The organism is Bradyrhizobium diazoefficiens, from assembly GCF_016616235.1.
GTDB lineage: Bacteria > Pseudomonadota > Alphaproteobacteria > Rhizobiales > Xanthobacteraceae > Bradyrhizobium > Bradyrhizobium diazoefficiens_H.
Genome location: NZ_CP067100.1, coordinates 5,154,936 through 5,181,169, shown reverse-complemented (window position 1 = coordinate 5,181,169; position 26,234 = coordinate 5,154,936). Strand labels below are relative to the sequence as shown.

Annotated in this window: 18 protein-coding genes; 17 read left to right on the top strand and 1 reads right to left on the bottom strand. The window is 59.6% G+C overall.

Annotated elements, in window-relative coordinates; genetic code table 11:
* Positions 1 to 66: 66 nt before the first annotated feature.
* The 5 genes from JJB99_RS24800 to JJB99_RS24780 are packed head-to-tail and all read left to right on the top strand — an operon-like array spanning position 67 to position 12,124.
* Entirely contained in the window at positions 67 to 6,975 is a 6,909-nt protein-coding gene (locus JJB99_RS24800; protein WP_246774983.1) for a DUF4082 domain-containing protein, read from the top strand.
* A 10-nt stretch (positions 6,976 to 6,985) separates the two neighbouring features.
* Complete coding sequence (locus JJB99_RS24795) at positions 6,986 to 7,306, top strand: hypothetical protein (RefSeq protein WP_200494895.1); 321 nt, start codon at positions 6,986 to 6,988, stop codon at positions 7,304 to 7,306.
* Positions 7,284 to 9,503: a peptidase domain-containing ABC transporter gene (locus JJB99_RS24790; RefSeq protein WP_246774982.1), complete on the top strand. Its 2,220-nt coding sequence runs from the start codon at positions 7,284 to 7,286 to the stop codon at positions 9,501 to 9,503. Before JJB99_RS24795 ends, JJB99_RS24790 begins: the two co-directional genes overlap by 23 nt.
* Positions 9,500 to 10,927, top strand: coding sequence for an HlyD family type I secretion periplasmic adaptor subunit (locus JJB99_RS24785; RefSeq protein WP_246774981.1), 1,428 nt, complete (start codon positions 9,500 to 9,502; stop codon positions 10,925 to 10,927). Before JJB99_RS24790 ends, JJB99_RS24785 begins: the two co-directional genes overlap by 4 nt.
* A 24-nt stretch (positions 10,928 to 10,951) precedes the next feature.
* Positions 10,952 to 12,124: a hypothetical protein gene (locus JJB99_RS24780; RefSeq protein WP_246775328.1), complete on the top strand. Its 1,173-nt coding sequence runs from the start codon at positions 10,952 to 10,954 to the stop codon at positions 12,122 to 12,124.
* A gap of 16 nt (positions 12,125 to 12,140) precedes the next feature.
* Here the strand turns inward: JJB99_RS24780 and JJB99_RS24775 are convergent, their stop codons facing one another.
* Complete coding sequence (locus JJB99_RS24775) at positions 12,141 to 13,028, bottom strand: glycosyltransferase (protein WP_200494894.1); 888 nt, start codon at positions 13,026 to 13,028, stop codon at positions 12,141 to 12,143.
* 195 nt (positions 13,029 to 13,223) lie between these two features.
* On the opposite strand from JJB99_RS24775, the gene JJB99_RS24770 reads away from it, so the two are divergent.
* From JJB99_RS24770 to JJB99_RS24715, 12 genes are all read left to right on the top strand, one after another.
* Positions 13,224 to 14,018 (top strand): WecB/TagA/CpsF family glycosyltransferase, encoded by a 795-nt coding sequence (locus tag JJB99_RS24770; protein WP_200494893.1) that lies wholly within the window; start codon positions 13,224 to 13,226, stop codon positions 14,016 to 14,018.
* A 3-nt stretch (positions 14,019 to 14,021) separates the two neighbouring features.
* Positions 14,022 to 15,146, top strand: a complete 1,125-nt coding sequence (gene wecB / locus JJB99_RS24765; protein ID WP_200494892.1) for a non-hydrolyzing UDP-N-acetylglucosamine 2-epimerase — start codon at positions 14,022 to 14,024, stop codon at positions 15,144 to 15,146.
* Entirely contained in the window at positions 15,139 to 16,401 is a 1,263-nt protein-coding gene (wecC, locus tag JJB99_RS24760) for a UDP-N-acetyl-D-mannosamine dehydrogenase (RefSeq protein ID WP_200494891.1), read from the top strand. Before wecB ends, wecC begins: the two co-directional genes overlap by 8 nt.
* Positions 16,402 to 16,440: 39 nt before the next feature.
* Positions 16,441 to 17,505, top strand: coding sequence for a Gfo/Idh/MocA family protein (locus JJB99_RS24755; RefSeq protein ID WP_200494890.1), 1,065 nt, complete (start codon positions 16,441 to 16,443; stop codon positions 17,503 to 17,505).
* Positions 17,506 to 17,557: 52 nt separating this feature from the next.
* Positions 17,558 to 19,033 (top strand): oligosaccharide flippase family protein, encoded by a 1,476-nt coding sequence (locus tag JJB99_RS24750; RefSeq protein ID WP_200494889.1) that lies wholly within the window; start codon positions 17,558 to 17,560, stop codon positions 19,031 to 19,033.
* A gap of 33 nt (positions 19,034 to 19,066) precedes the next feature.
* Positions 19,067 to 19,585: an acyltransferase gene (locus JJB99_RS24745; protein WP_200494888.1), complete on the top strand. Its 519-nt coding sequence runs from the start codon at positions 19,067 to 19,069 to the stop codon at positions 19,583 to 19,585.
* Positions 19,586 to 19,678: 93 nt separating this feature from the next.
* A complete protein-coding gene (locus JJB99_RS24740; RefSeq protein WP_200494887.1) occupies positions 19,679 to 20,851 on the top strand; it encodes a DegT/DnrJ/EryC1/StrS family aminotransferase in 1,173 nt (390 codons plus the stop codon).
* Entirely contained in the window at positions 20,848 to 21,846 is a 999-nt protein-coding gene (locus tag JJB99_RS24735) for an NAD-dependent epimerase/dehydratase family protein (protein WP_246774980.1), read from the top strand. Before JJB99_RS24740 ends, JJB99_RS24735 begins: the two co-directional genes overlap by 4 nt.
* Positions 21,843 to 22,982, top strand: coding sequence for a DegT/DnrJ/EryC1/StrS family aminotransferase (locus tag JJB99_RS24730; RefSeq protein WP_246774979.1), 1,140 nt, complete (start codon positions 21,843 to 21,845; stop codon positions 22,980 to 22,982). The genes JJB99_RS24735 and JJB99_RS24730 overlap by 4 nt, the downstream gene beginning before the upstream one ends.
* 97 nt (positions 22,983 to 23,079) lie before the next feature.
* Positions 23,080 to 24,450: a class I SAM-dependent methyltransferase gene (locus JJB99_RS24725; RefSeq protein WP_246774978.1), complete on the top strand. Its 1,371-nt coding sequence runs from the start codon at positions 23,080 to 23,082 to the stop codon at positions 24,448 to 24,450.
* On the top strand, positions 24,447 to 25,178 hold the full coding sequence (locus JJB99_RS24720; protein ID WP_200494883.1) for a class I SAM-dependent methyltransferase: 732 nt from the start codon (positions 24,447 to 24,449) through the stop codon (positions 25,176 to 25,178). Before JJB99_RS24725 ends, JJB99_RS24720 begins: the two co-directional genes overlap by 4 nt.
* Positions 25,175 to 26,161 (top strand): glycosyltransferase family 2 protein, encoded by a 987-nt coding sequence (locus JJB99_RS24715; RefSeq protein ID WP_200494882.1) that lies wholly within the window; start codon positions 25,175 to 25,177, stop codon positions 26,159 to 26,161. Before JJB99_RS24720 ends, JJB99_RS24715 begins: the two co-directional genes overlap by 4 nt.
* Positions 26,162 to 26,234 lie beyond the last annotated feature (73 nt).

Sequence of the window (26,234 nt, the reverse complement as noted above, 5' to 3'; positions counted from 1 at the left end):
ACGCATTGAATTGACGGCCGGTTTAAAATAGAATTAAAATATATATGGGTGATTTATTTAATCGGTATGGCCATGCTGGTTCAAAAGGCGAGCGTCTTCGGCCGGGGAGCTCGGGCCGTTTTTCCGGGCGAAGAAATTCCCGCCCTTTCGCAGGAATCGACGTTCTGGAATTCATTCGCAGGCTTCGAGCCGCCCAACCTCTGGGCTCGGCCGCTTGCCGATCCGTTGGCAAGCTGGTCATCCACTCTGCCGCCTCTCGTTGGTGACGCCTCGTTCCTTCAACCGTCGTTTCGGGCCGGCTCGGGCGATCCGTCAGACCTGCGCGGCGTTCTGCCTGGTCTTTTCTCCGCATCTTTCCAGTCGCGATTGTCTGCTCTGCTGTCTTCGACGTCTTTGACGAGCGGCCATCAGGGCTTGGGTCCGACGTTCGCAGCTGTGGCAAACGAAGGGACGCCGCCGAGATCATCATCGGTTTCGAGCTCAGGCACCACCCACTGGGCTCATCCGAGCGACGGAATCTGGAATGTCGCTACGAACTGGAGTGCCGGCGTCCCAGGCATCATTGACTCGGCGTTCCTCGATGCAGCCGGAACGTATATCGTCACGAGCACGGCCAGCGTTGATATCGGGAGCCTCGTTCTTGATGCGGGAGCGACGCTTTCGTTCGGTGCCGGGACGCCCTTCATCATCGAAGGCGATGTCCTGAACAATGGGACTGTCGAAGCCGGGACGTTTCTTGGCGATCGCATTGCGACAGGGGACTTCAAGGGCGACGTCAGCGGCACGGGATCTTTCGAAATTTCAGACAAGGCGGTCCTGGAGATCGGAGGCTCGGTTTCCGGCCAGTTCTTGAATGGATCGTTCTCCGGCATCACCGTGTCGTTCGACACGGGGGTTGGCGCGCTTGTCCTCGATCAGTCGGCCAAGTTCCACGGGTTGATCGCAGGTTCGTCGCCGGGGGCACCGCTTTCGCCAGGAAACCTCATCGACTTGAAGGATCTCCCCTTCACATCGTCGATGTCGGCGACCGTCCATTACGACAATAGCTCGAACATCAGCACAGTCGATTTCAGCAATGGTGCGGCCAATGTCACCTTGCTGTTTTCGGGGATGGACCTGAACTGGAATTTCAAAAGCGATGGGCAGGGAGGCACCATTGTCTCCGATCCACCCACGAATTCGATCGTGCTGGAAAACCAGAAGCCGGGCACGCCGAGAAGTGTCTGGGAGATCCAGCCGGGCGACAATTCGACTCTGACCCAGGGATTTGCGACAGCAATCAGCACCAATGTCGGCGGGACAGTCCAGTTCAAGATCAACAACCTGACCGGCAACCCCAACTATCACGTCGATGTTTACAGGTTGGGATATTATGGCGGCAATGGTGCCAGGCTGGTTACGAGCCTGCAGCATCAGGCCGGAGCTGCGGTCGTCCAACCGGCTGCACTAAGTGACCCGTCGACCGGTCTCGTCGATGCCGGCAACTGGAGCGTAACCGATTCCTGGAGCGTGCCAACCGATGCGGCCTCGGGCGTCTACATCGCCAACGTCATCAACGGCACCGAGATTTTCCAGATCCCGTTCATCATAAGAAACGACGCTTCGCACAGCGACGTCGTCCTGCAGACAAGTGATGAGGACTGGCAAGCCTACAACGGCTGGGGAGGCGCCAACCTTTATTTCGGCAACGGCCCGGGCATCAACGGATCGGCCTACGCGGTCAGCTACAATCGCCCCCTCGTGACGCGAGACGGCACCGGAACCTTCTCCGAGGGGGGAGACTCTCCGTTCACGGCTGAGATTGCGGCCATCTATTGGCTCGAGCAGAACGGTTACGATGTTTCTTACATTTCCGGAATCGATGCTGCGACAAATGGCTCGTTGTTGCTCAATCACAAAGTCTTCATGGACGCGGGGCATGACGAGTATTGGACCGAAGCTCAGCGTGCCAACGTAGAGGCCGCAGCGCATGCCGGCGTGAGCCTTGCGTTTCTCACGGGCAACGAGATCTTCTGGAAGACAAGGCTGGCACCCAGCATCGATGGCAGCGGAACAGCCAACCGCACACTCATCAGCTACAAGGATACGCACGCAAATGCGTTGCTTGATCCAACAGGACAAGCGACCGGCAACTACTCCGACCCGCGGTTCGGTTCGACGCCTCTTCCCTCGAATGAATTGACCGGTACATTGTTCGCGGTCAACGCATTTCGGTACGATACGATCACGATACCGTACTCAATGACCCAGTTGCGCTTCTGGCGCAATACGGCCGTCGCGCAAACGGCCCCCGGACAGACCGCCTCGCTCGTACCTGGCCTATTGGGCGTTGAATGGGACGTCGCGCCGGACAACGGATTCCGTCCGGCTGGGTTGGTCAGTGTCTCGTCTTCAACAGTCAATGTGGACGGAAAGTATCTGCTTGATTACGGCAACACGTTCGGAGCAGGCACGGCGACCCACAATCTCGTGCTGCATCGGGATCCCGTCAGTGGCGCACTGATATTCTCGGCCGGCTCAATCAACTGGCCGTGGGCGCTTGCCAGCAACCACGACGGACCTGCGACTCCGGTGGACCCCAATGTCCAGCAGGCGATGGTCAACCTTTTCGCCGACATGGGGGTACAGCCAGCGACGCTGCAAGCGAGCCTGACGGCCGCGATCCAGTCCAGCGACACTACGGCGCCGACTTCTGCGATCACTAATCTCTCGGCTGCCAGCGTTGTCGAGGGGCAATCGATTACGGTGATGGGGACGGCTGCTGACGCGGCTGGAAAGATCGCCGGAGTCGAAATCTCCACGGATGGTGGAACAACCTGGCATCCAACCAACACCAACGTCGGCGCGGCGAACGCGACGTGGTCATATACGTTCGTCACAGGCGCGCAGGGGACATATCGTCTCAAGACTAGGGCGGTCGACGACAGCCTGAACCTGGAGACACCTAGTGCGGGCACGACTTACACGGTCACGCCGTCTTCCAACCTGACACTCTTCAGTCCGACTGATACGCCCGCGGTGATCTCAAACAGCGATTCCGGCGCAGTTGAGCTCGGCGTCAAATTCGTCCCCGCAGTGTCGGGCAAGATCACGGGCATTCGTTTCTACAAGGCATCTGATAATACCGGCACCCACATCGGTGATCTCTGGACCACCAGCGGGACGCTGCTTGCTAGCGCCACGTTTAGCAACGAAACAGCGAGCGGCTGGCAGCAGGTTGATTTCGCGACTCCTGTCAATGTGCAGGCGGGCGTCACGTATGTCGCTTCTTATCACACGAACACTGGCCACTATTCCTCGACCGACTACTACTTCATCGACTATGACGGTCTTACGAAAGGTGCGCTCACCGCGCCCGGCAGCAGCCTCAACGGCGTCTATGCCTATGGCAGTAGCCCGGTCTTCCCCAGCAACGCTTCCTCTATCGACGCCGCGAACTACTGGGTCGACGTCGTTTTCAGCGATTCAGGCCTGACCTCGCCGCAAGCTCACGACGACGGTGGCTTTACGGTTAGCCAAAATGGCGTGCTGAACATTGCGGCATCAACGCTGCTCGCGAACGACACCAACCCGTCCGGGCTGCCTTTCTCGCTTACCAGCGTCGGTAGTCCGCTCAATGGAAGCGTAAGCTACAATTCGCAGAACCAGACCGTGACCTTCACGCCCACCAATGGCTATGCCGGGGCGGCGAGCTTCACCTACACGATCACGGACACGAGCGGCCAGAGCGGATCCGGCCAGGTGTCGCTCAATGTCAACTATCCGGTCTCCGCACAGAGCCTGTTCGGCACCAATGATGCACCGAGCGTCGCCAATTCCGGCGACACCAGCCCCGTCGAAGTCGGAGTCAAGTTCACCGCATCGGTGAACGGGACAATAACCGGCCTGCGCTTCTACAAGGGATCGTTGAATACGGGTCCCCATATTGCGGATCTCTGGAACTCCACCGGAACCCTGCTTACAACTGCCACGTTCACGAACGAGACAGCCAGCGGCTGGCAGCAGGTCAATTTCTCCAATCCCGTTGCCATTACGGCAGGCACCACCTACGTCGCGTCCTACCACACCAACGGCAACTATTCCGGTACCCAGAACTATTTCGCGACGTCGCTCACCAACGGCCAGTTGACGGCTCCGGCTGGCAGCAACGGAGTCTATGCCTACGGATCCGGAAGCGCGTTCCCGACGAATACGTTCAAATCCTCCAACTACTGGGTCGACGTCGTCTTCAACGGATCCGCCGCCACCAGCACGCCGCAAGCTGTCGCCGACAGTGGCTTTACGGTTAGCCAAAATGGCGTGCTGAACATTGCGGCATCAACGCTGCTCGCGAACGACACCAACCCGTCCGGGCTGCCTTTCTCGCTTACCAGCGTCGGTAGTCCGCTCAATGGAAGCGTAAGCTACAATTCGCAGAACCAGACCGTGACCTTCACGCCCACCAATGGCTATGCCGGGGCGGCGAGCTTCACCTACACGATCACGGACACGAGCGGCCAGAGCGGATCCGGCCAGGTGTCGCTCAATGTCAACTATCCGGTCTCCGCACAGAGCCTGTTCGGCACCAATGATGCACCGAGCGTCGCCAATTCCGGCGACACCAGCCCCGTCGAAGTCGGAGTCAAGTTCACCGCATCGGTGAACGGGACAATAACCGGCCTGCGCTTCTACAAGGGATCGTTGAATACGGGTCCCCATATTGCGGATCTCTGGAACTCCACCGGAACCCTGCTTACAACTGCCACGTTCACGAACGAGACAGCCAGCGGCTGGCAGCAGGTCAATTTCTCCAATCCCGTTGCCATTACGGCAGGCACCACCTACGTCGCGTCCTACCACACCAACGGCAACTATTCCGGTACCCAGAACTATTTCGCGACGTCGCTCACCAACGGCCAGTTGACGGCTCCGGCTGGCAGCAACGGAGTCTATGCCTACGGATCCGGAAGCGCGTTCCCGACGAATACTTTCAAATCCTCCAACTACTGGGTCGACGTCGTCTTCAACGGATCCGCCGCCGCCAATAATACGCCGCCAACCGCGGTTGCTGACGTCGCGGACGCCACCGAGAAGGGCGGCGTAAACAATAGCACTGGTGGTTCGCCCGCCACCGGCAACGTGCTGGCCAACGATACCGATCCCGATGCCGGCGACACCAAGACCGTCACTGCAGTCAGCTTCGGCTCGGCCAACGGGACACTCGGTTCAGCTCTCGCGGGCGCGCACGGCACCCTCGCGCTCAGTGCCTCGGGTGCTTTCACCTACACGGTGAACGAGAACGATGCAGCCGTTCAGGCCCTGCGGCAGTCGACCGATACGCTGACCGATGTCTTCAACTATACGATGCGGGACGCCGCCGGCGCCACATCGTCGACCACCCTTACTGTCACCATTCGCGGCGCCAACGACGCGCCGGTGCTGGCGATCCAGACCGGCAGCCAGGCTGCGACCGTGGGCTCGGCGTTCTCTCTGACGCTGCCCGCCGGCACTTTTACGGATGTCGATGCCGGCGACGCGCTCAGCTACACCGTAACTTCAGCTCTTCCCGCCTGGCTCACCTTCAATACTCAGACCCGCACCTTTAGCGGCACGCCGACGTCTGCGGACGTTGGCACGCTCAGCGTTACGGTCTCTGCTGCTGATCTCGGTAATCTCACCAACAGTGAGACATTCAACATCGCCGTGTCGGCAGTGCCTTCAACGGTGAGCCTGTTCTCGAGTTCGGATATCCCCGCAGTTCGGTCGAATGCGGATACGTCTCAGGTCAATCTCGGAGTGCAATTCACATCCTCCATGGCAGGCACGATTGCCGGCATCAAGTACTTCAAGAGTGCAAATGACCTCGGCACTCATACGGGCTCGTTGTGGAGCAGCACCGGCGCGCTGCTGGCGACCGCGACTTTCACCAACGAGACCAGCAGCGGCTGGCAGACCGTCACGTTCAGCAGTCCCGTGTCCATCACGGCCGGCGCCACCTATGTCGCGAGCTATCACAGCAACGGCCATTATGCCTCCACCACCAGCTACTTCACCACCGCTCGCACCAACGGTCCGCTCACGGCTCCTGCGAGCGTCAATGGCCTCTACACCTACGGAACGGGCAATCTGCTCCCGACCAGCAGCTATAGCGCAAGCAATTACTGGGTCGATGTCGTGTTCAACAGCTCGAGCGGCGGCGCCAACCAGTCGCCTGTCGCGGCGAACGACAGCGGCTTCCACGCCACGCAGAACGTCCCCTTCGCGATTCCGGCCACGGCACTGCTTGCCAACGACACCGATCCGGACGGCAATGCGCTCACGATCACGGGTGCGAGCGGCGGTACGAACGGCGTCGCCAGCTTCAACGCCCAAAGCAACAGCGTGAACTTCACTCCCACGACCGGCTACACAGGACCGGCGTCCTTCAACTACAGCATCTCCGACGGCCATGGTGGCACCGCCAGCGCACTCGTCTCCCTCGATGTGAACGTTGCGTCTTCGACGACTGTGCGCCTGTTCAGCGCAAGTGATGAGCCCAGCATTGTGGCGGCCAATGATCCACAGTCGGTGGAACTTGGCGTCAAGTTTCAGACGTCCACCCCAGGCGATGTTGTCGGCATTCGCTTCTACAAGGGCCCATCCAACACGGGCACCCACGTCGCGGATCTTTGGAGCAGCACCGGGACTTTGCTGGCAACGGCGACCTTTACCAACGAAACGGCCGACGGCTGGCAACAGGTCAATTTCGCCACGCCCGTGACGATCATGCCGGGAACGACCTACGTCGCCTCCTATCACACCCCCGGCGATTACGCGTCTGATCCAGGCCTGCTCGCCAACGCGATTACCAACGGACCTCTGACGGCTCCATCCTCGGCATCGATCGGCGGCAACGGTGTGTTTGCGTACGGGACGGATAGCCTATTTCCGACCAATACCTTCAACGCGACGAGCTATGGCGTTGACGTAGTTTTCAGGCCGCAGCTGGCAGCATAGGAGACGTAAGATGCACGCCGAACTCTACACCGATGGAATCGAAGAAATTACTGTCAGCGGCACCATCGTCCGCGTCGATCTGGTCAGTCTTTCACCGACGGAGCGCGACGCGAACAATGCCCCCAAACGCGTGTTTTCGCAGCGGTTGATCTTTTCGGTCGAATCCTTCGCCAATTCGGTCGATGTGATGCAGAAGGCGCTTCAGGGCCTGGTTGACGCGGGCGTGGTCCGGAAGAACCCGCCAGTTCAGTCGCACAACGGTGCGTCGGGAGTACATGATGCGCTCGCGCCCAACACACGGTCTCTGAATGTCTCTTCGAATTTCCGCTGAAGTCGACGCCGCTGGCGGCGCGAAGGACCAGGTTGCGGATGCCCCCGCGCCCGGATTGGCAACGCAGACGGCATTGGAATGCCTGTCCAAGGTTTCAGGTCACCATGGCATAGATCTGCCGGTCGAGCGGTTGAAGCATGCCTACGCGGTAGCCGGGCCGCTCTCGTTGAATCTCCTGTTGCGCATGGCGAAGGATGCAGGCCTGCGCGCGAGAAGCACGAAACTGGATTGGGGCGCGCTGATTCGTCTCGGAGAGGCCTATCCGGCGCTGGCGAAGCTCGCGAATGGCAACTGGATCGTTGTCCTTGGTGCGGGACGGCGAGCCGACGGCACCGAGGTCGTCAGCATCTTCGACCCGCTCGCCGACCGCAAGCACGAGGTCTTGGTTGTCGATCGCGACCGCTTCTGTGCCCATTGGGCCGGCGACACGATCCTGATCAAGCGCGAGCAGTCGACGCAGGACGGTCGGAGGAGTTTCGGTCTGCGCTGGTTCGTACCGGAACTGCTTCTTCAATGGCGCCTGTTCAGGGACGTCGCCATTGCCGCGATCCTGCTCTATGCGTTGGGCCTCGTCGTCCCGATCTTTTTCCAGCTCGTCATCGACAAGGTTCTGGTTCACGAGAGCTTCACCACGCTCTACGTCCTCGCGGCTGGGGCGGCCGTAGCGCTCGTCTTTGACGCGATATTTGGCTTTCTGCGGCGCTACCTGCTGCTGTATGCGACCAACAGGGTTGACATTCGCGTTGCGACAAAGACGTTCGGTCATCTCCTCGGGCTGCCGGTCACGTTTTTCGAGCATATGGCCGCGGGGGTGCTGGTCAAGCACATGCAGCAGGCAGCGCGGATTCGCGAGTTTCTGACCGGGCGCCTATTCTTGACGACCCTCGACGCGCTCTCGTTGTTCGTCTTCCTGCCGGTCCTTGCGCTCTACAGCGTCAAATTGACTTTGATGGTCCTGGCCTTCACCGCCGCGAGCGGCGCTGTTGTCGGCCTGCTCATGGGCCCTTTCCGGCGACGGCTTTACGATCTTTACCAGGCGGAAGGTGCGCGGCAGGCTCTCCTCGTCGAAACAGTCCACGGTATGCGCACGGTGAAGACGCTGGGGATGGAGCCAGCGCAGAGCAGGGTTTGGGATAGCCGCTGTGCGCAGTCCGTGACCATGCGATTCGGTGTCGAGAAGATTTCCGCAGGCGCCCAGGCGCTCACCGGATTTCTTGAGAAGATCATGACGCTTGGAATCATTTCTGTCGGAGCACTCGATGTCTTCGCTGGAGAAATGACAATCGGCGCGCTCGTCGCTTTCAACATGTTGGCCGGCAGGGTCTCCGGACCACTGGTCCAGCTCGTGACCATGGTGCACGAATACCAGGAAGTTGCTCTTGCCGTGAAAATGCTCGGCGAGGTCATGAATCAGAAGCCTGAGCGTGATGGTCGGAAAGATGGGCTGCGGCCCGACCTTGCCGGCAAAATCGAGTTCGACAGTGTCTCTTTCCGATACGGAGCTGAGGGAGCGCCGGCACTTGACGATGTCTCCTTCACCATCGAGCCAGGCTCGATCTTCGGAATCGTGGGCCGGAGCGGCTCCGGCAAGACGACGCTCACAAGGCTGATTTCGGGCATGTATCCGGTGCAGCAGGGATTGGTGCGTATCGACGGATATGATTCGAGAGAGTTCGACCTCGCACACCTGCGTCGAAATCTCGGAATCGTCCTGCAAGACAATTTCCTGTTTCGCGGGACGGTTCGCGACAATATCGCGTGCGTCAAGCGTGACGCGACCTTTGCCGAGGTCGTCGCTGCGGCGCAGCTCGCAGGCGCCGACGAGTTCATCGAGCGGTTGCCCCGTGGCTTCGACACCATGCTCGAGGAAGACGCCTCCAACCTGTCCGGCGGGCAGAAGCAGCGGCTGGCAATTGCGAGGGCTCTGATCGTCAATCCACGGATCTTGATTTTAGATGAAGCGACGAGTGCCCTCGATTCCGAAAGCGAAATGATCATCAGGCGCAATCTCCGCCGTTTGGCAGCTGGGCGTACCGTCATCATCGTCTCGCATCGGCTGTCGATGCTGACCGAGGCAAGCCAGATCCTGGTGATGGACCGCGGCCGAATCGTCGACGTGGATCGCCACGACCATCTCCTGTCGAAATGCACCATCTACAGGCATTTGTGGAACCAACAGATGAAGCAGATTGCATGAAGGAGACAAGGCAATCACGCGCGGATGCGAAGCCGAACGGTCTCGTTCCGGCCAGACCGGTCGAGCGCCGGCGAAAGCTATTCAGGCCAGGGCCGAGGCGCGCGCCAGTCATCGCTGAGTTCCAGTCCGATGCCACCGAGGTGGAGCAGCAAGCGCCGCCGCGGCTCGCGCGTCTCACCCTCTACGGCGTACTTGCGCTGATTGCCTTCGCGGTCACCTGGGCATCCGTTTCGCAGGTGGAGATGATCGTCACGGCGCAGGGGAAATTGACCACGACGCGTCCCAACATCGTCGTGCAGCCGCTGGAAACGTCGGTCATACGCGAGATCCACGTCAAGGCCGGTGATCGCGTCAACCGCGGCGACGTTCTGGCTACGCTCGATCCGACTTTCTCGCAGGCGGATTTCGATCAATTGCGCGGCAGAGTGGCTGGTTTCGATGCGTCGATCGATCGCCTGGGCGCCGAATTGAATGGAATAGAGTACGCCGTCAAGGAGCTGACGAATGCGGATCAGGTCCTGCAAGGCAAGTTGTTCGTGCAGAGGAGAGTTGCCTACGGGGCGCAGATCCAGAACTACGACGCGCAGATCGCCTCCGCTCGAGCCAATCTCAAGACAGCGCAGGACGAAGAGGCGGTTCTCCTTCAGCGGCTCGACACGATGCGTTCGATTGAAGCGATGCGCACCACGCTGATGGACAAGGAGGTCGGTTCGAGGCTGAACTTCCTACTGTCTCGCGATGCACGGCTTGAGGTCGAGAGCAATCTGGCGCGTGTTCGTGGCAGTATCGCCGATACCACGCATCGGCTGGAAAAGGCCCGCGCTGACCAGAAGGTATTCGCCGAGGAGTTTCGTCGCACCACCTATCAAGAACTGGTGGAGACGCTGCCGAAACGCAATAGCGCAGCAGAGGAATTGAAGAAGGCCGAGCTTCGGCGACAGTTGATCGTCCTGCAGGCGCCGGCCGATGCCGTGGTGCTGGATATCGCGAACCGGACAGTCGGCTCGGTGGTTCGCGAAGCGGAAACGCTGTTTGTCCTGGTTCCACGTGACGTGCCGCTTCAGGCGGAGGTCAACGTCGAGGGGCGGGATATCGGTCAGGTGGCGCTTGGACAACCGGTCCGGATCAAGTTCGAAGCGTTTCCTTTCCAGAAGTATGGAACTTCAACGGGAGAAGTCCGCGTCATCAGTCAGGACACGTTCTCGCCGGATACGAAGGCCGAAGGTGCGCGCCGCGCGCCAGCTCCCTATTACCGCGTACTGGTCGATTTGTCTGACACGCACCTTCGGCTGCCGGCTGAGCGCATCCAACTGATTCCGGGTATGGCGGTGACGGCCGAACTGAAAGTCGGCAAGCGCACCGTGATCTCCTATTTCCTCTACCCGTTGCTACGCGGATTGGATGAAAGCATCCGTGAATATTAACCCGGCTTGGGATGGCGATTGACCATGATCATTAGTCCGAATTTTGGGGTGAAGCTTCTGGTGCCCACGGCGGCGAGTAAGCTCTCGCGGAATTCGCCGCTGGTGGACTATGCGCTCAACGGGCTGGAACGTTGTTGGCTACCTGAACATCGCCGGTGGTCCCATATCTACCATCTCGATGGACGTGCTTCACCAAACGAGTCCGTACCTGGCAGCGACGTATTTTATACGCTCAACGTTTTGCTCGGGATGTCGCGCGTCGCCGGAATTCCAAGTGGCATTGATCTGCCCGAAACATTCCGTCGCAATGCTCTGCAACTCACGCAGCTCCCGGTGCGGAAGTACGCCTTCGGTATGGCGCTATGGAGCGCCGCCGAGCTCGGCGTCGAAATACCGGAGCCGGTCAAACACGAGCTGAGAGCCATCCTTTCCGATGAATCCGGGTGGAGAACTTTCCGGGCGCAGGATCTTGGCATGCTGCTCACGGGAGTCGTGGCGCAGGCGAGGGCAGGCGAGAACGAATGGTGGCGCTACGCCAGGCCGCTTTATCGTTTCTTGAAGGAACGCTTCCACAGCGGATCGGGATTGTTCTTCGACGCGCCGTTCGGCCTTCGGCGCCGCTTTTCGTCATTTGCGACGCAGACCTATCTCTCGATCGCCTGCTATCAATATGGCGAATTCGCCGGCGATGCGTCCGCGCTTGTCATGGCCGATACTTGTGTGCGCAATCTGATAGCGCTTCAAGGCCCACAAGGTGAATGGCCCTGGTTTTTCGACGCGATGAGCGGCCGCGTCGTTGATTTCTACGAGGTCTATTCGGTTCATCAGTATGGAATGGCGCCGGCACTGCTGGAATGGGCGGAGCGCTTTGGGCAGAGGGAATCGCGGGACTCCCTGGTCAAGGGATTCAATTGGGTGCTCGGCCAGAATCAGCTGGGCCGGTCCATGCTCGTGCCTGAACTGAGCCTGAGCCTTCGCTCGCAGGTTCGCAAGGGTGAATTGACGACCAAGGCGCCGCGAGTATTGCGCGCACTCAAGAACGCCTGGCTCGGAAACGGTGAGCGGCTGATTGACGGCTCTGACGTGGAAGTCCGGCTTGAGTGCCGTAGCTACGAACTGGGCTGGATTCTGTGGTCGTTCGGCCGGCGTACCGACTTGCCGGAGCTGACCAACAACTGTGCCTTCGGCGGCGCCTGACTGAATTGCCGTTGCACTAACGATTCCAGGCTACTGCCCGCCGGCCACGCAGGTGCGAGAGCATCGTCATGGCGCGGTGCGCCCGGACAGCACATAATACGGCAATAGCTTTGAGGCGGGCGCCGCTACCATGGAGGCGGTCGCTGGTCAGCACAGTCACAGCGTTTGGCGCGAGAGACGCGAAGACGAGCAACGCTTGCGCGAGCCAGCGCAATTGCCACACAGGTTTGCCTTCCGCCATATTGCGATAGTGCGCGATGTGTCGATCCCATTTGGCGTAGAGCTCCTGGAGAGAGCTCCGGGCCGGATGGAAGACGATCATCTCGGGGGTGTATCGAAATCGAAGTCCCGCGCGCAACGCACGCTCTCCCCACTCCATGTCTTCGGCGACCTCAATACCGGCAAAAGGGCCGACGCGATCGAAATCGCGACGAAACACCGCCATATTGCCAGTGCCGGAATAACCGTGGCGCTCAATATAGAGCTTGAACCGATAGGCGAAGACGCTCTCGTAAGCCGCAATGGCGTCGAGCTCCGCACTTTCCGGGTGCCAAATGCGAACGTCGCCCCCGAGCACTGTGCCAGCCGGCGACAAGTTGAACCATTTCATCACGCTGCTCAGCCAATCCGGATGGGCTCTGCAATCGGCATCGATGAAAGCTAGGATTTCGCCGTTGGCCGCGACGACGCCCGCGTTTCGCGCCGGGCCGGGACCCGGATGCGGTTCGTGCTGCAGCCGTACACCAGGATGGCCGGCGACGATGTCCGTTGGGGGCGCTGCCGAGCCGTTGTCCACCACGATGATCTCGAATGCGTGCCGAGGCAGGGCCTGCGCGTCCAGGCTGCGCAAGCAGGCTTCCAGCGCGTCGGGCTGGTTGAGATGCGGAATAATGACCGAAATCATCAGTTAAATCCTCCATTTAATTGGCTCCGGACTTGCCGCCCGCCTCTTGCGCGTAGGGGCCTGATATTCCACTGTCTGGCAGCAGATTCTGCCCCCATTTAAACCTTGCAATTAAATATCCGCTGCGTATTATCTAGATAATAAGCTTAAATGCAAACTTAAATAGGTCGTATTTTTTTTGGGAGGTAGGTTTCAATGCGCGCCTCATTTCTGGGATGTCCCGTCGACCTGCTGACAATGGCAGAAACCGTCGATCTGGCGCGCGGGGCCATGCACAGCCGGAGTAGGCTGCAACATGTGGCGCTGAACGTCGCCAAATTCGTCAATATGAGGTCTGATCCCGTGCTCGCGGCCGATGTCGCCAACAGCGATATCGTCGGCCTCGACGGCATGGGGATCGTTTGGGGCGCTCGAGCGCTGGGACTCCCGGCCACCTCGCGCGTCGCGGGCGTGGATCTCCTCGCCGAGTTGCTCGCGGTATGCGCGCATGAAGGCTTCAAGCCCTATTTCCTGGGAGCGACCCCCGGCGTGCTGCAGCAGGCGATGCAGAGCGCGCGCGAGAGGTATCCCTCACTTGTCTTTGCAGGCTGGCACGACGGCTACTTCAATCGCGAGCAGGAGAAGGACGTCGTGCGGGACATCCAGTCCAGCGGGGCCGATTGCCTCTTCATCGGCATGCCGACGCCCCGGAAGGAGCGTTTTTTGGCCGCTCACCGCGATGATCTCGGCGTACCTTTCATCATGGGCGTGGGTGGCACATTCGATATTCTGGCAGGCGCCGTTCGGCGCGCGCCGGTTCAGTTCCAGAAACTCGGCCTCGAATGGCTGTACCGCATCTACCAAGAGCCGGGACGGATGTGGTGGCGATACGTCAAAACGAACACGTTGTTTGCGGGCGTGCTGGCGCAAGCGCTCATGAGGCAGGCGCTTCGGCACCCGCTTGGTGCGCCCGGCGCCGTTCCCCGTGGTCCGAGCCGGATCGGGGGTTGAAGCGTGCGCGAGCATTTTTTCATCCTTCTGGGAACCCGGCCGGAAGCAATCAAGCTCTTTCCTGTCATCAATCGGCTCAAGGCCGAGAAGCACAAGGACATCGCCGTAACGATATGCGCGACCGCACAGCATCGACAGCTGCTTGATCAAGTCCTCAAGTTGGCCAATGTGGTCCCGGATTTTGATCTCAACGTCATGACGACAAATCAGACACTGGATCATCTGACCGCCCGGCTGCTCGGACAAATCGGCGAGCTCCTCGAAAAGGTGAAGCCCACTAGGGTCATTGTCCAGGGCGACACGGCAACTGCCATGACGGGTGCATTGGCATCCTATTATCACCGCATACCGGTCTCGCACATTGAGGCCGGACTGCGCAGCGGCGACATCTTCGCTCCGTGGCCCGAGGAGGTGAACCGCAAGATCGTCGGCTCGATCGCCGATCAACATTTTGCCCCGACAGAACGCGCGGCCCGTGCGTTGCGTTCTGAAAACGTGGCTGATGACCGCATTCACGTAACCGGAAACACGGTGGTGGACGCTCTCATCCTCGCGAAAGCCATGGTCGAGTCCGATCCGGGACTGGCATGCCGCTGGGACGGCATCAAGAAGCGTCACGGCAATCGGCGCATCATCCTGGTGACCTGCCATCGCAGGGAAAATTTCGGCGGTGGCGTCACCAACATCGTGAATGCATTGGAGACCATCCTGCAGCGGGAGGATGTCGCCGTGGTGCTCCCCGTGCATCCGAATCCGAATGTCCGAGACCTGTTTGCGTCTCGGTTGTCGGATCACCCGCGGGTCGTTCTCATTTCCCCTCAGGAATACACGGATTTTGTGAGTCTGCTCTCGTTGTCATACCTGGTCCTGACGGATTCAGGCGGCGTCCAGGAAGAGGCCCCGACTTTCGGTAAGCCGGTCCTGGTGATGCGCGATACGACCGAGCGTCCCGAAGGGGTGGAAGCTGGCACGGCACGCCTGGTCGGTGCCAACTACGACAGGATCGTTGGCGAGACATTTCGTCTCCTCGACGATGACGAGACTTATGCTGCCATGGCGCGTTCGCACAACCCGTTCGGTGACGGGCACGCGAGCGAGCGGATTGTGAAGGTGCTTCTCGATGCCTGAATTCCAAAAGATAAATGTCATTGGGCTTGGCTATATCGGGCTGCCGACCGCAGCGTTGATTGCGAGCCGTGGGCTGCAGGTGGTCGGCATCGATACAAATGAGCGCATCGTCGACACCGTTGCATCTGGCAAAATTCACATCGCCGAGCCCGATCTGGACGGTCTCGTCTCCAAGGTCGTGTCAAGCGGTGCGCTCACGACGTCGAGAAAGCCGCAGCCGGCGGATGTGTTCATCATCGCGGTGCCGACCCCGATCGACCACGATAACCGCCCGGACCTGGCAAGCGTTCACGCCGCGGTCGACAATATCGTGGATCTTCTCGCGCCAGGCAATCTCGTCATTCTTGAATCGACATCGCCGATCGGGACAACCGAAGCCATCGCAAAGCGGATCGTTGAACGCAGGCCGGAGTTGCACATTGGCGTCAACGGCCGGGAGGATGGAGCGATCTACGTCGCATACTGTCCCGAACGCGTGTTGCCGGGGCGGATCTTGACAGAGCTTATCAACAACGACAGGTGCATCGGCGGAATAACGCCAACCTGCACGCGCCGTGCGCAACGCTTCTACAAGATGTTCGTTCGCGGTGCTTGCGTCGGCACGACGGCGCGCGCGGCCGAGTTGGTCAAGCTGACGGAAAACGCCTTCCGCGACACCAACATCGCATTTGCGAACGAGCTCTCGTTGATTTGCGACAGGTTCGACATCAACGTCTGGGAGGTGATCGATATCGCCAACCGTCACCCTCGCGTAAACGTTCTGCGGCCGGGACCGGGCGTGGGCGGGCACTGCATCGCGGTCGACCCCTGGTTCATCATCGACTCAGCCCCCGACCTTGCGCGCGTGATGCGGACAAGCCGCGAGGTGAACAACGCCAAGACGCAGAAGATCATCGAGCACGCAGAGGCGCTGATCGACGATCATCCCTATGCGAACGTTGCCTGTTGCGGATTGACGTTCAAGGCGAATGTCGACGACGTGCGTGAAAGCCCGGCCTTGGAGATTGCCACGCATCTCGCGGCCAAATACGGCGAACGGATCAAGGTGGTCGAGCCGAATCTGCGCCGTCTGCCGCCTCAGTTGGCCGATTATCGCGTCGCGTTCATGACCATCGATGAAGCCCTGCGCAGCTGCGAAATTGCGGTTCTGCTTGTCGATCATGACGAATTTAAAATGGTGCCGTTAGCGGAGCGCCGGCACCTCGACGTCATCGACACGCGCGGGATATGGCAGGATATGCCGGCGCGCACCTAACGGACGGAATCGTAGTTCCCCGAATGGATCGAGGTCAGTATGCGAGATAGTCAGCTGGGAATCGGGGTCGTGGGCTACGGCTATTGGGGGCCCAATCTCGTTCGCAATTTCTCGATGAATCCGGCCGCCCGCGTTGTCAGCGTGAGCGACCTCGATCCAGGGCGGCTCGGGGCCATAGCACAGCTATACCCCGCGGTGGCAACGACCACGCATTATGACGATCTGCTGAAGGACTCCTCGATCGATGCAATCGCCATCGCTACGCCGGTGCACACGCATTACGAGCTGGCAATGGCGGCGTTGAGAGCTGGCAAGCACGTATTGGTCGAGAAGCCCCTTGCGACGAGCTCAGAGCAGGTGACGCGCCTGATCGACGAAGCGGATCGGCGCGGACTGACTTTCATGGTCGATCACACCTTTCTCTACACGCCGGCGGTTCAGAAGATTCGCGAGCTGTTGCTGAAGAGAGAGCTCGGAGACGTCTATTATTACGATAGCACGCGCTCGAGCCTCGGGTTGTTCCAGAAAGACGTAAATGTGATCTGGGATCTGGCGGTGCACGACATCTCGATCATCCACCATATCCTCGATGAAGAGCCGGTTGCGGTCTCGGCGACGGGCTCGTGCCATGTTGTCGGCTCGCCGGAAAACATGGCCCATATCACCTTGTTCTTTGCCAACGCATGTGTGGCCCACGTCAGCGTCAACTGGCTCTCGCCTGTCAAGGTGCGCCAGACGTTCATTGGCGGCAGCAAGAAGATGATCGTCTATGACGATCTCGAGCCGACCGAAAAGATCAAGATCTATGACAAGGGAATTACGCTCGACAGGCCCCCAGAGAGTGCACATCAATTCCGGATCGGTTATCGCGCCGGCGACATGTGGGCTCCGCATATCTCGCCCAAGGAGGCACTGCAGACCGAGATTGAGCATTTTATCGATTGCGTGCGCACCGGGACGCAGCCGATTTCCAGCGGAATGTCTGGGCTGCGAGTGATCGAGGTGCTTGAGGCTGCTTCGCGATCCATCGCCGAACAGGGCAAACCAGTCGCAATCAGGCAGCTGCCGGGCAGGCTACCGGAGCGGGCTCGGGCCACGGCTTGATGGGCGGTTTGGTCGTGCCTGTTCACCAGCCGCGCCCAGCGACGGAGTCGCGATGAATTCAGTGCAGCGTTCGGTCTTGTTTTCGGCGGTGGACCGCTATGCGGGTCTTGTGCTGTTTTTCGTCTCGACCGCGGTGCTTTCGCGTCTGCTCACGCCGAGCGAGTTTGGGGTCTTTGCGGTAGTCAATGCGCTTACCACCGTCATCGCCTCCGCTTTTCAGGAATTTGGCGGGGCGAATTACCTGATTCAGAAACATGAGCTGTCGCGCGGGACTATTCGCACGGCGTTCACTGTCACGTGGGTGATCTCGCTGGCAGTTGCCCCGATTCTGTTTGCCTCGGCCGACGTCGTATCGCAACTCTTTGGGCAGGACAGCCTGAGGCGAGGTATCCAGGTTTCTGCGCTAAATCTTCTCCTTCTGCCGGTCTCCGGAACGCTAATCGCCTTGTTTCGCCGTGGCATGCAGTTTGGGACGCTCGCGATCTGCAATCTTGCAAGCAACATGGCGGTTGCGCTGGTTTCGATCGGGCTGGCGGTATTGAACTTCAGCTACATGGCTCCGATCTGGGGTGGGGTGGCAGGAAGCATCGTTCTCACCGCCATGCTGCTAATCTCGTATCGGGATTTCGGCGTGCTACGCCTTTCGCTCTCCGAATACCGAGACGTCCTCAGATTCGGTCTGTTCTCCAGCGGTGTCAGCGTCATCAATATCTTCTACAACCTTGCGCCCCAGCTCTTTCTTGCGAAGATTCTCGATTTTACGGCAGTCGGTCTCTATAGCCGCGCGATCAACCTGACCCAGGTATTTGACAGGCTCGTCACGCAGGTGCTGAACCCGATCATCATGCCGGCGATTGTGTCCAGGCGTGCAGCCGGGACGGATCTGAAGGGCGTATATCTGGACGCGGTCCAGCTGCTTTCCGCCGTGCAGTGGCCATTTCTCACGTTCGTGGCGATTATGGCAAAGCCGATCGTTTTGATCTGGCTTGGTGGCGCCTGGCTGGAAGTAGTGCCGTTGGTGCGCATTCTTTGCCTTGCAAATCTGGCGCTGTTCGCCGCGTGTCTGACCTATCCCGTGTTCCTGGCAGTTGGACGCGTGCGCGACGCGCTTGTCTCGTCCTTCATCTCGTTGCCCCCCTCGCTTCTTGCCCTCTTTTGTGCGTCCTTTCTTGGCGTGGAGGCAGTCGCAGCATGCGCGTTGCTGACATTGCCGTTCCAGGCGGCGGTGGCGATATACTATCTCAGTCCGAATCTGGCACTCCGGCCAAGCGAGTTTGGCCGGGCCCTGCTGAAGAGCGGTGTCGTCACGATGGCGACCGCTTCGGGCGTAGCCGCCTGTGCGGTGTTGATCGAGGCAGGAACTCTCAATTTCGTTGTAGGCCTCATATCAGCGTTTGTGGTGGCCGCCTTCTGCTGGTGGTGGGGACTGATCGTGACAGGGCATCCTCTGCTGCAGCACCTTCGTCAAGCGGCAGCGGGTCTCGTCGAGATGGCGCCCAGGCTGCGCCCGTCGCGTTCCGTACTGTAGGGACTTACCTGACTGTGGAAACGGGAAACTGACATGCCAATAAAGGACACCGAGCTTGGTCGCGATGTCCGCATCCTGCACCCGGACCTCGTCAACCTGTATGGTTGCATCGTCGGTGACGAGAGCAGGATCGGAACCTTCGTCGAGATCCAGGCCGGAGCAGAGATAGGTGCGCGTTGCAAGATATCGTCGCACAGCTTCATCTGCGAGGGCGTCACGATCGAGGACGAGGTGTTCGTCGGTCATGGCGTGATGTTCACGAACGACAAATATCCGAAGGCAACGACCGCGGACGGTCGTCCTCAGCAGGCTTCGGACTGGACGCTGCAGCGCACCCGGGTCGGTCGGGGCGCTTCGATCGGCTCGAACGCCACCATCCTGTGCGGGGTGACGATCGGAGCGGGGGCCTCCGTAGGCGCGGGTGCGGTGGTGACGAAGGACGTTCCGGCCGGCGCCATTGTCGCGGGAGTGCCCGCCCGGGTTCTGTCCGCTTCTGAAGCCGCCATTCCGAGCGATCGTGGTCCGTCAGAGGCGCTTCGCAGGCCACTTTAAATGCGATATAATCGAGAATTTAATGCTTGATTAAATATGTAACGCCGATTAATTGTTTTATATAATCCTGATCCAAAACCAAGGTCTCGAATCTTGATACCCTTCCTGGATCTAAAAGCCCAATATAGCCAGATCAAGCCGGAAATCGACGCCGCGGTGGCCAGGGTCATCGGTAGCGGGCACTATGTGCTCGGGCCGGAGGTGACTGCCTTCGAGGGTCGCTTTGCGGATTATTGCCGGACCGCCCATTGCCGCGCGGTGAATACCGGAACTTCGGCGCTCCACCTTGCCTTGCTGGCGGCGGGCGTCGGGCCCGGTGACGAGGTCATCACGGTATCCATGACCTTCGTTGCGACAACCGCGGCCATTCTCTACAGCGGCGCCAGGCCGGTGTTTGTCGACGTTGACCCTGTCACGTGGACGATGGATCCCGGCTTGATCGAAGCTGCGATAACACCTCGAACCAAAGCCATTCTGCCGGTTCATCTCCATGGGCTGATGGCCGACATGGATCCCATCATGGAGATCGCGCGTCGTCACGGCCTGGTCGTCATCGAGGACGCCGCACAAGCGCACGGAGCGGAATACCGCGGACGTCGCGCCGGCTCGATCGGCGATCTCGGATGCTTCAGCTTTTATCCAGGCAAGAACCTGGGGGCGTGCGGCGAGGGCGGGGCCCTCGTCACCGACAGGCCTGAATTCGCGCGCCGCGTGTCCCTGCTGCGCGATTGGGGCCAGGAGGCGAAATACGACCACGTCATCGCCGGATACAACTATCGCATGGACGAAATCCAGGGCGCGATACTGAACGTCAAGCTGGACTACATCGAGCGCTGGACGGAAGCGCGCCGGTCGCTGGCCGAGCGATACGATGCACTGCTGTCTGATCTGCCATTCGCGCGTCCCCGGCCGCCCCGGCACGCCCGTCACGTCTATCACGTCTATGCAGTCAGATTGCAGGGCCGCGATGATGCACTGGCGCGATTGCGTGATGCCGGAATCGGCGCCGGAATTCACTATCCCGTTCCGGTGCATCTGCAGAGAGCCTATGCGGAACTCGGCTATCGCGCCGGTGATTTCCCCGTCACCGAGATGCTTGCGAGCGACTTCCTCTCCCTGCCCATCTATCCGGAGTTGCTGCCGGAGCAGGCGGCCGAAGTTGTCGCCACATTGAGGAGCGCGGTGTGGCCCGGTGTAGCCGACAGCGACCGAGCGGAGCATCCACAAAGCGTCATGACATGGTCCGACAACAGGAGAGCGTCTTGATTGATCTCAAGGGTAAACGCGTTCTGGTCACCGGTGGGGCGGGATTCATCGGCTCCCACATCGTTGATCTGCTCTGCGACGAGGGCTGCATCGAAATCGTTGCCCTCGACAATATGGTCAGAGGCCGGCCTGAAAATCTCCGGCGCGCGCTCGGGCGTGGGCCGGTGAGGCTGGTTCATGGCGACATTCGCGATCGCAAGCTGATGGAAGCATTGGTCAAGGCGGCCGACATCGTGTTCCACCAGGCTGCGCTCCGCATCACGCATTGTGCGGCCGAACCGCGCCTCGCCAAGGAGGTCATGGTGGATGCCACCTACGACCTGCTGGAGCTGTGCATCAAGCACGATATTGAGAAGATCATCGCGGCGTCCTCGGCATCCGTCTATGGCATGGCCGAGGAGTTTCCGACGACCGAGCGGCAGAATCCGTACAACAACCGAACTCTCTATGGCGCCGCCAAGGCGTTCAACGAAGGGCTGCTGCGGGCCTTCAACGATGTAAGCGGCCTCGACTATGTGGCATTCCGGTATTTCAACGTCTACGGCAGCCGGATGGACATCCACGGACGGTACACCGAGGTCCTGATCCGCTGGATGGAGCGGCTCGAAGCCGGATTGCCTCCCATTATCTTTGGTGACGGCCGTCAGTCCATGGATTTCGTCCACGTCCGCGACATCGCGCGGGCCAACATCCTTGCGGCCAGGTCAAAGATCACCGATGAGGTCTTCAACGTTGGAAGCGGCACAGAAACCAGCCTGACGGAGCTGGCTACGGCGCTTGCGACTGTGATGGGACGCCGCGGCCTGACGCCCGAATTCGCCCCGGAACGGTCGGTCAATCCGGTGCCGCGACGGCTGGCATCGACGGGCAAGGCGGAGCGTTTGCTGGGTTTCCGCACTACGGTTTCGCTCGAGCAGGGCCTCGCCGATCTCGTGAAATGGTGGCGATCCGAACGCGAGCTCGCTTCGGATCAGCGGCAGGCGGCGGCATCGTGATCCCGATCGCGACGCCGCTGCTTGCGGACGAAGAGGCTGACGCTGCGCGCGCGGCCGTGCTGTCGGGCTGGGTGTCGCAAGGTCCGCAGGTGGCCGCGTTCGAGCGCGAGTTCGCCGCACTTGTCGGCGCTCCGCACGCCTGCGCCGTCGCGAATTGCACGACCGCCCTGCAGCTCGCCTTGGCGGCATTGGACGTCGGCGCCGGCGACGAAGTGATCACGGTCAGCCACTCCTTTATCGCGACCGCCAACGTCATCCGATACCAGGGCGCCACTCCGGTTTTCATCGATATTGATCCGGAGACATACAACCTGGATTGCGCCCGGCTGGCCGAAGCCATCACCGAGCGCACGCGTGCGATCATCGTGGTTCATCAGATGGGCATGCCGTGTGATATGGCCGCGCTCATGGCCGTGGCGCGGCGCCACGGCATCGCCGTGATCGAGGATGCGGCCTGTGCCGCCGGATCGCAGATCCGGATGAACGACGTATGGGAACCGATCGGCAAGCCGCATGGAGACATTGCCTGCTTTTCCTTTCACCCGCGAAAGGTGATCACGACAGGCGAGGGTGGAATGCTCACCACCGCGGACGCCGAGCTCGATCGCAAGTTCAGGCTGCTGCGCCAGCATGGTATGAGCGTTCCGGATATCGTGCGTCACGGGTCGCAGCGTGTCATTTTCGAGGAATACGTCCTCGTCGGCTACAACTATCGAATGACCGATATGCAGGCTGCGATCGGGCGCAAACAGCTCGAGCGGCTGCCGGAACTGGTGACGCGGCGCCGCTCGGTGGCGGCCAAGTATTCCGAGCTACTCGGCAATCTGGAAGGGCTGCGATTGCCCACGGAAGCGAGTTGGGCCAGATCGAACTGGCAGAGCTATTGCGTGCGTCTCCCAGACCGCCTCGACCAGCGCATCGTCATGCAAAACCTCCTCGACAAGGGAATCGCGAGCCGCCGCGGGATCATGTGCTCGCACCGAGAGCAGCCTTACGCCGAGACGAGGCAACGGCACGACCTTCGTCAATCTGAACTTGCGCAAGACAGGTCGATCTTGCTGCCCCTCTACGCGCAGATGACGGATGCGGACCTGCTGAGCGTTGTCGCGGCGCTGAAAGCCGAGATAGCCAAATGATGAGTGCGGCACATCTATGAGAATCCTGGTCGCAATCGCCAGCTACGGCCATGCAAATGACCGGTACTTGGATCGGGTGATCAATGAATACCGATCCATGAAGTTCGATGTCGACGTGGTGGTTCTCTCAAATATCGAAAAGGCCGTTCCGCCCGCTGTCGAGTGTCTCGTCGGACTCCCAACCAAAGATCCCTGGTCTCTCCCGTTTCTGCACAAGAAGCTGTTCCTCGAGCGGCTCAATTTGTACGATCTGTTCATCTACTCAGAAGACGACATTCTAATAACCGAAGAGAATATCCGCGCGTTTCTGGACGTTGAGTCTGACCTGAACGAAGACGAGATCGCCGGATTCTTGCGGGTTGAATATGGTCCGAATGGTGAGCGCAACTTTCCCGAGGTGCATGGTCATTTCCGCTGGGATTGTGAATCGGTCAGAGTTAGGGGGAGCTATACGCTCGCCCATTTCACGAACGAACACTCAGCCTGCTACATACTAACCCGGCAACAGCTGGCGAAAGCGATTGCTTCAGGCGGCTTCCTGGTAGAACCGCACGAGGGAGAGTACGATCTTCTCTGCAGCGCCGCCACTGACCCGTATACCCAATGCGGGTTCAGAAGACTCATTGCCGTCTCGCACGTAGAGCAATTCTGGGTGCATCATTTGCCGAACAAGTATATCGGCCGTTTTGGTGTCGACCAACACGAACTAGGCTCTCAAATATCGGCGTTGTTGCAGATCGCCTCTCAGGAGCAAAAGCGTTGTTCGCTGCTGAATACCGAGACCAGCTTGTGGCACAAGATGTATTCGAAGGATTACTATGAACCGATCAGAAACGACGTCTTGAGCCTGATCCCCAGGAGTGCCGAACGGATCCTGTCGATCGGGTCAGCTTCCGGCGCTAACGAACTTCGGTTGCTCGAGACCGGAAAACGGGTGGTAGCGGTACCGCTTGATGACGTCATAAGCAGCGAATCGGCCGCACGTGGGCTTCAGGTGGTGTCAGGAGATTTCGATACCGCTCGGGCAAAGATTGGCCCAATGAGATTTGACTGCATCTTGTTTCTCAACGTTTTGCAATTCGTTCATCGTCCTGAGCATTTGCTAAGACTGTTTGCCGATGCTCTCTCGCCAGGAGGGGCAATCCTCATTACGGCACCGAACAGGCCGTATGTCCGTTATCGGTGGCGGCGGAAGGGCGGCAGTGGGCTGCGCCATGGTCGGCTTAGCTTTGAAACGACGAGAATTCACAATACATCGACCTCGGTAATCCGACGCTGGTGTGCCGAGTCGGGACTCTCGATGGAGAGGACATCGAAAGTCGCTTCGACCCGAGCCAACGGATCCAAGCAAAATCGTTTGTTCTCCCTTTTTGCCGCGGATGTCGTCGCTCTGGCAAAGAGAGTGGATGATCCGAATGAACGCAGAGGTTCGACGAGAAACGGTGGAAACGCGGGCGAGCCGCTATGACAAATCGAAGAGACGGTCGCGCTTGTGACTCGGAACGTACCGAATACTACAGGCATTCACGCGAAGAAATTAGATCGCTCTTGCCAGATGGAGCATCGAGGATCTTGGAGGTCGGGCCGGGCGGCGGTTACACGCTGCGTTGGCTGAGATCGATCTATCCGAACGTCACGACCGTGGGGGTCGAGGTCAACCGCGAGCTGAAGGAAGAGTTGGAGGAAAACGCGGATATCGCCGTTATCGGCAATATCGATGATTGTGCATCCGACCTGGGCCAGTTCGACCTCGTCTTACTTCTTGATGTACTAGAGCACCTGCCGGATCCCGGGAGGACACTTCGATCGATCAGCGGGCTTCTAACGGAGGGCGGCCGCATCATCGTTTCGGTGCCGAACGTCGCGCATTTGAGTGTAGCGCTGCCGCTGCTCTTCCGGCGGAAATTTACATATCGGGATTCCGGGATTCTTGACCGTACGCATTTGAGGTTCTTTGTCGAAGGAACGGCCGTCGAACTTCTGAACGATGCTGATCTGATTGTCACAGATGGTTTGCTTGCGGGCATCGAAGGACCAAAATCGAAGCTGATTGACTGTCTCTCACTCGGAGTCCTTCGTCACCACCTGGTCAAGCAATATATCATGGCCGGGCAACGACGCGGCGATGCCCCGGCACAACCCAAGATCGGTTGGAGGAGAGCAGACCACGTGCGCGCAACGGAGGGACGCCGGTGAGCTCCATAGATGTCATCATCCCCTGCTATCGGTATGGGCATTTTCTAAGAGATTGCGTCCAAACTGTTCTGACGCAATCCGGGGTGACGTCGCGCGTGCTGATTATCGACGACGCGTCACCAGACAACACGGCTGAAGTTGCGCAAGAGTTGGCTCGCGAGGACTCGCGGGTCAACGTTCTCAAACACGCATCCAATCGGGGGCACATCGCAACGTTCAACGAAGGAATCGCCTGGGCGGCGGCCGACTACATGGTGCTGCTTTCTGCGGATGACTGTCTGTTGCCTGGTGCCCTCGCGAGATCAGCCCGCCTGATGGATGATCACCCGTCTGTCGGTCTCGTTTTTGGTCGAGCGATCGTACAACAGGATGATCGAAGGGAAGACGTCGCTGCTCCCCCAGGTTTGGGGCGGGGAACACGGATATTATCCGGACTTGAGTTCATCCATCTCAGCCGTGCCAAGAACATCGTGCTCGCGCCTACAGTCATGGTTCGGACGAGCCTACAGAAAAAGGTAGGCGGATATTCAGCGCAACTGACGCACAGTGGGGACATGGGCATGTGGTTGCGATTTGCAGCGTACGCCGAGGTCGGATTTATTGACCAGGCTCAGGCTATTTATCGACGGCATACGGCCAACATGTCAACGACGTACTCGCCGGAGCAGGATCTCGCGCAACGAAAGGAGGCATTTGAAGTCTTCCTTAGCAGTTGCGCTCCCGTGCTTGCAAACGTTGATGAGCTTCGGACCTGGTTCGTCCACGAACTGGCGCTTGACGCGGTGAAAAGTGCGAGCCGTGCCTTCAACGAAGGCGCAACGGGACTTTCCGATCGGCTTTGTGACGCTGCATTGAAAATCGACCCAAAGGTCGAAGGAACGCCGTCGTGGTTGGCTCTGGCTTGCAAACGGCGTTTGGGCCGTCGTGCGTGGCGGCTTCTGCGGCCGGCCGCCGATCGGGTACGGCAGATGATCGTGCGGTAGTTGGTAAAGCCCGCTCGGCCCTTGTGCTGGCGGACGCGCTGCGAGCGCAGTTCTCTCCGATTTGACGGAAGCT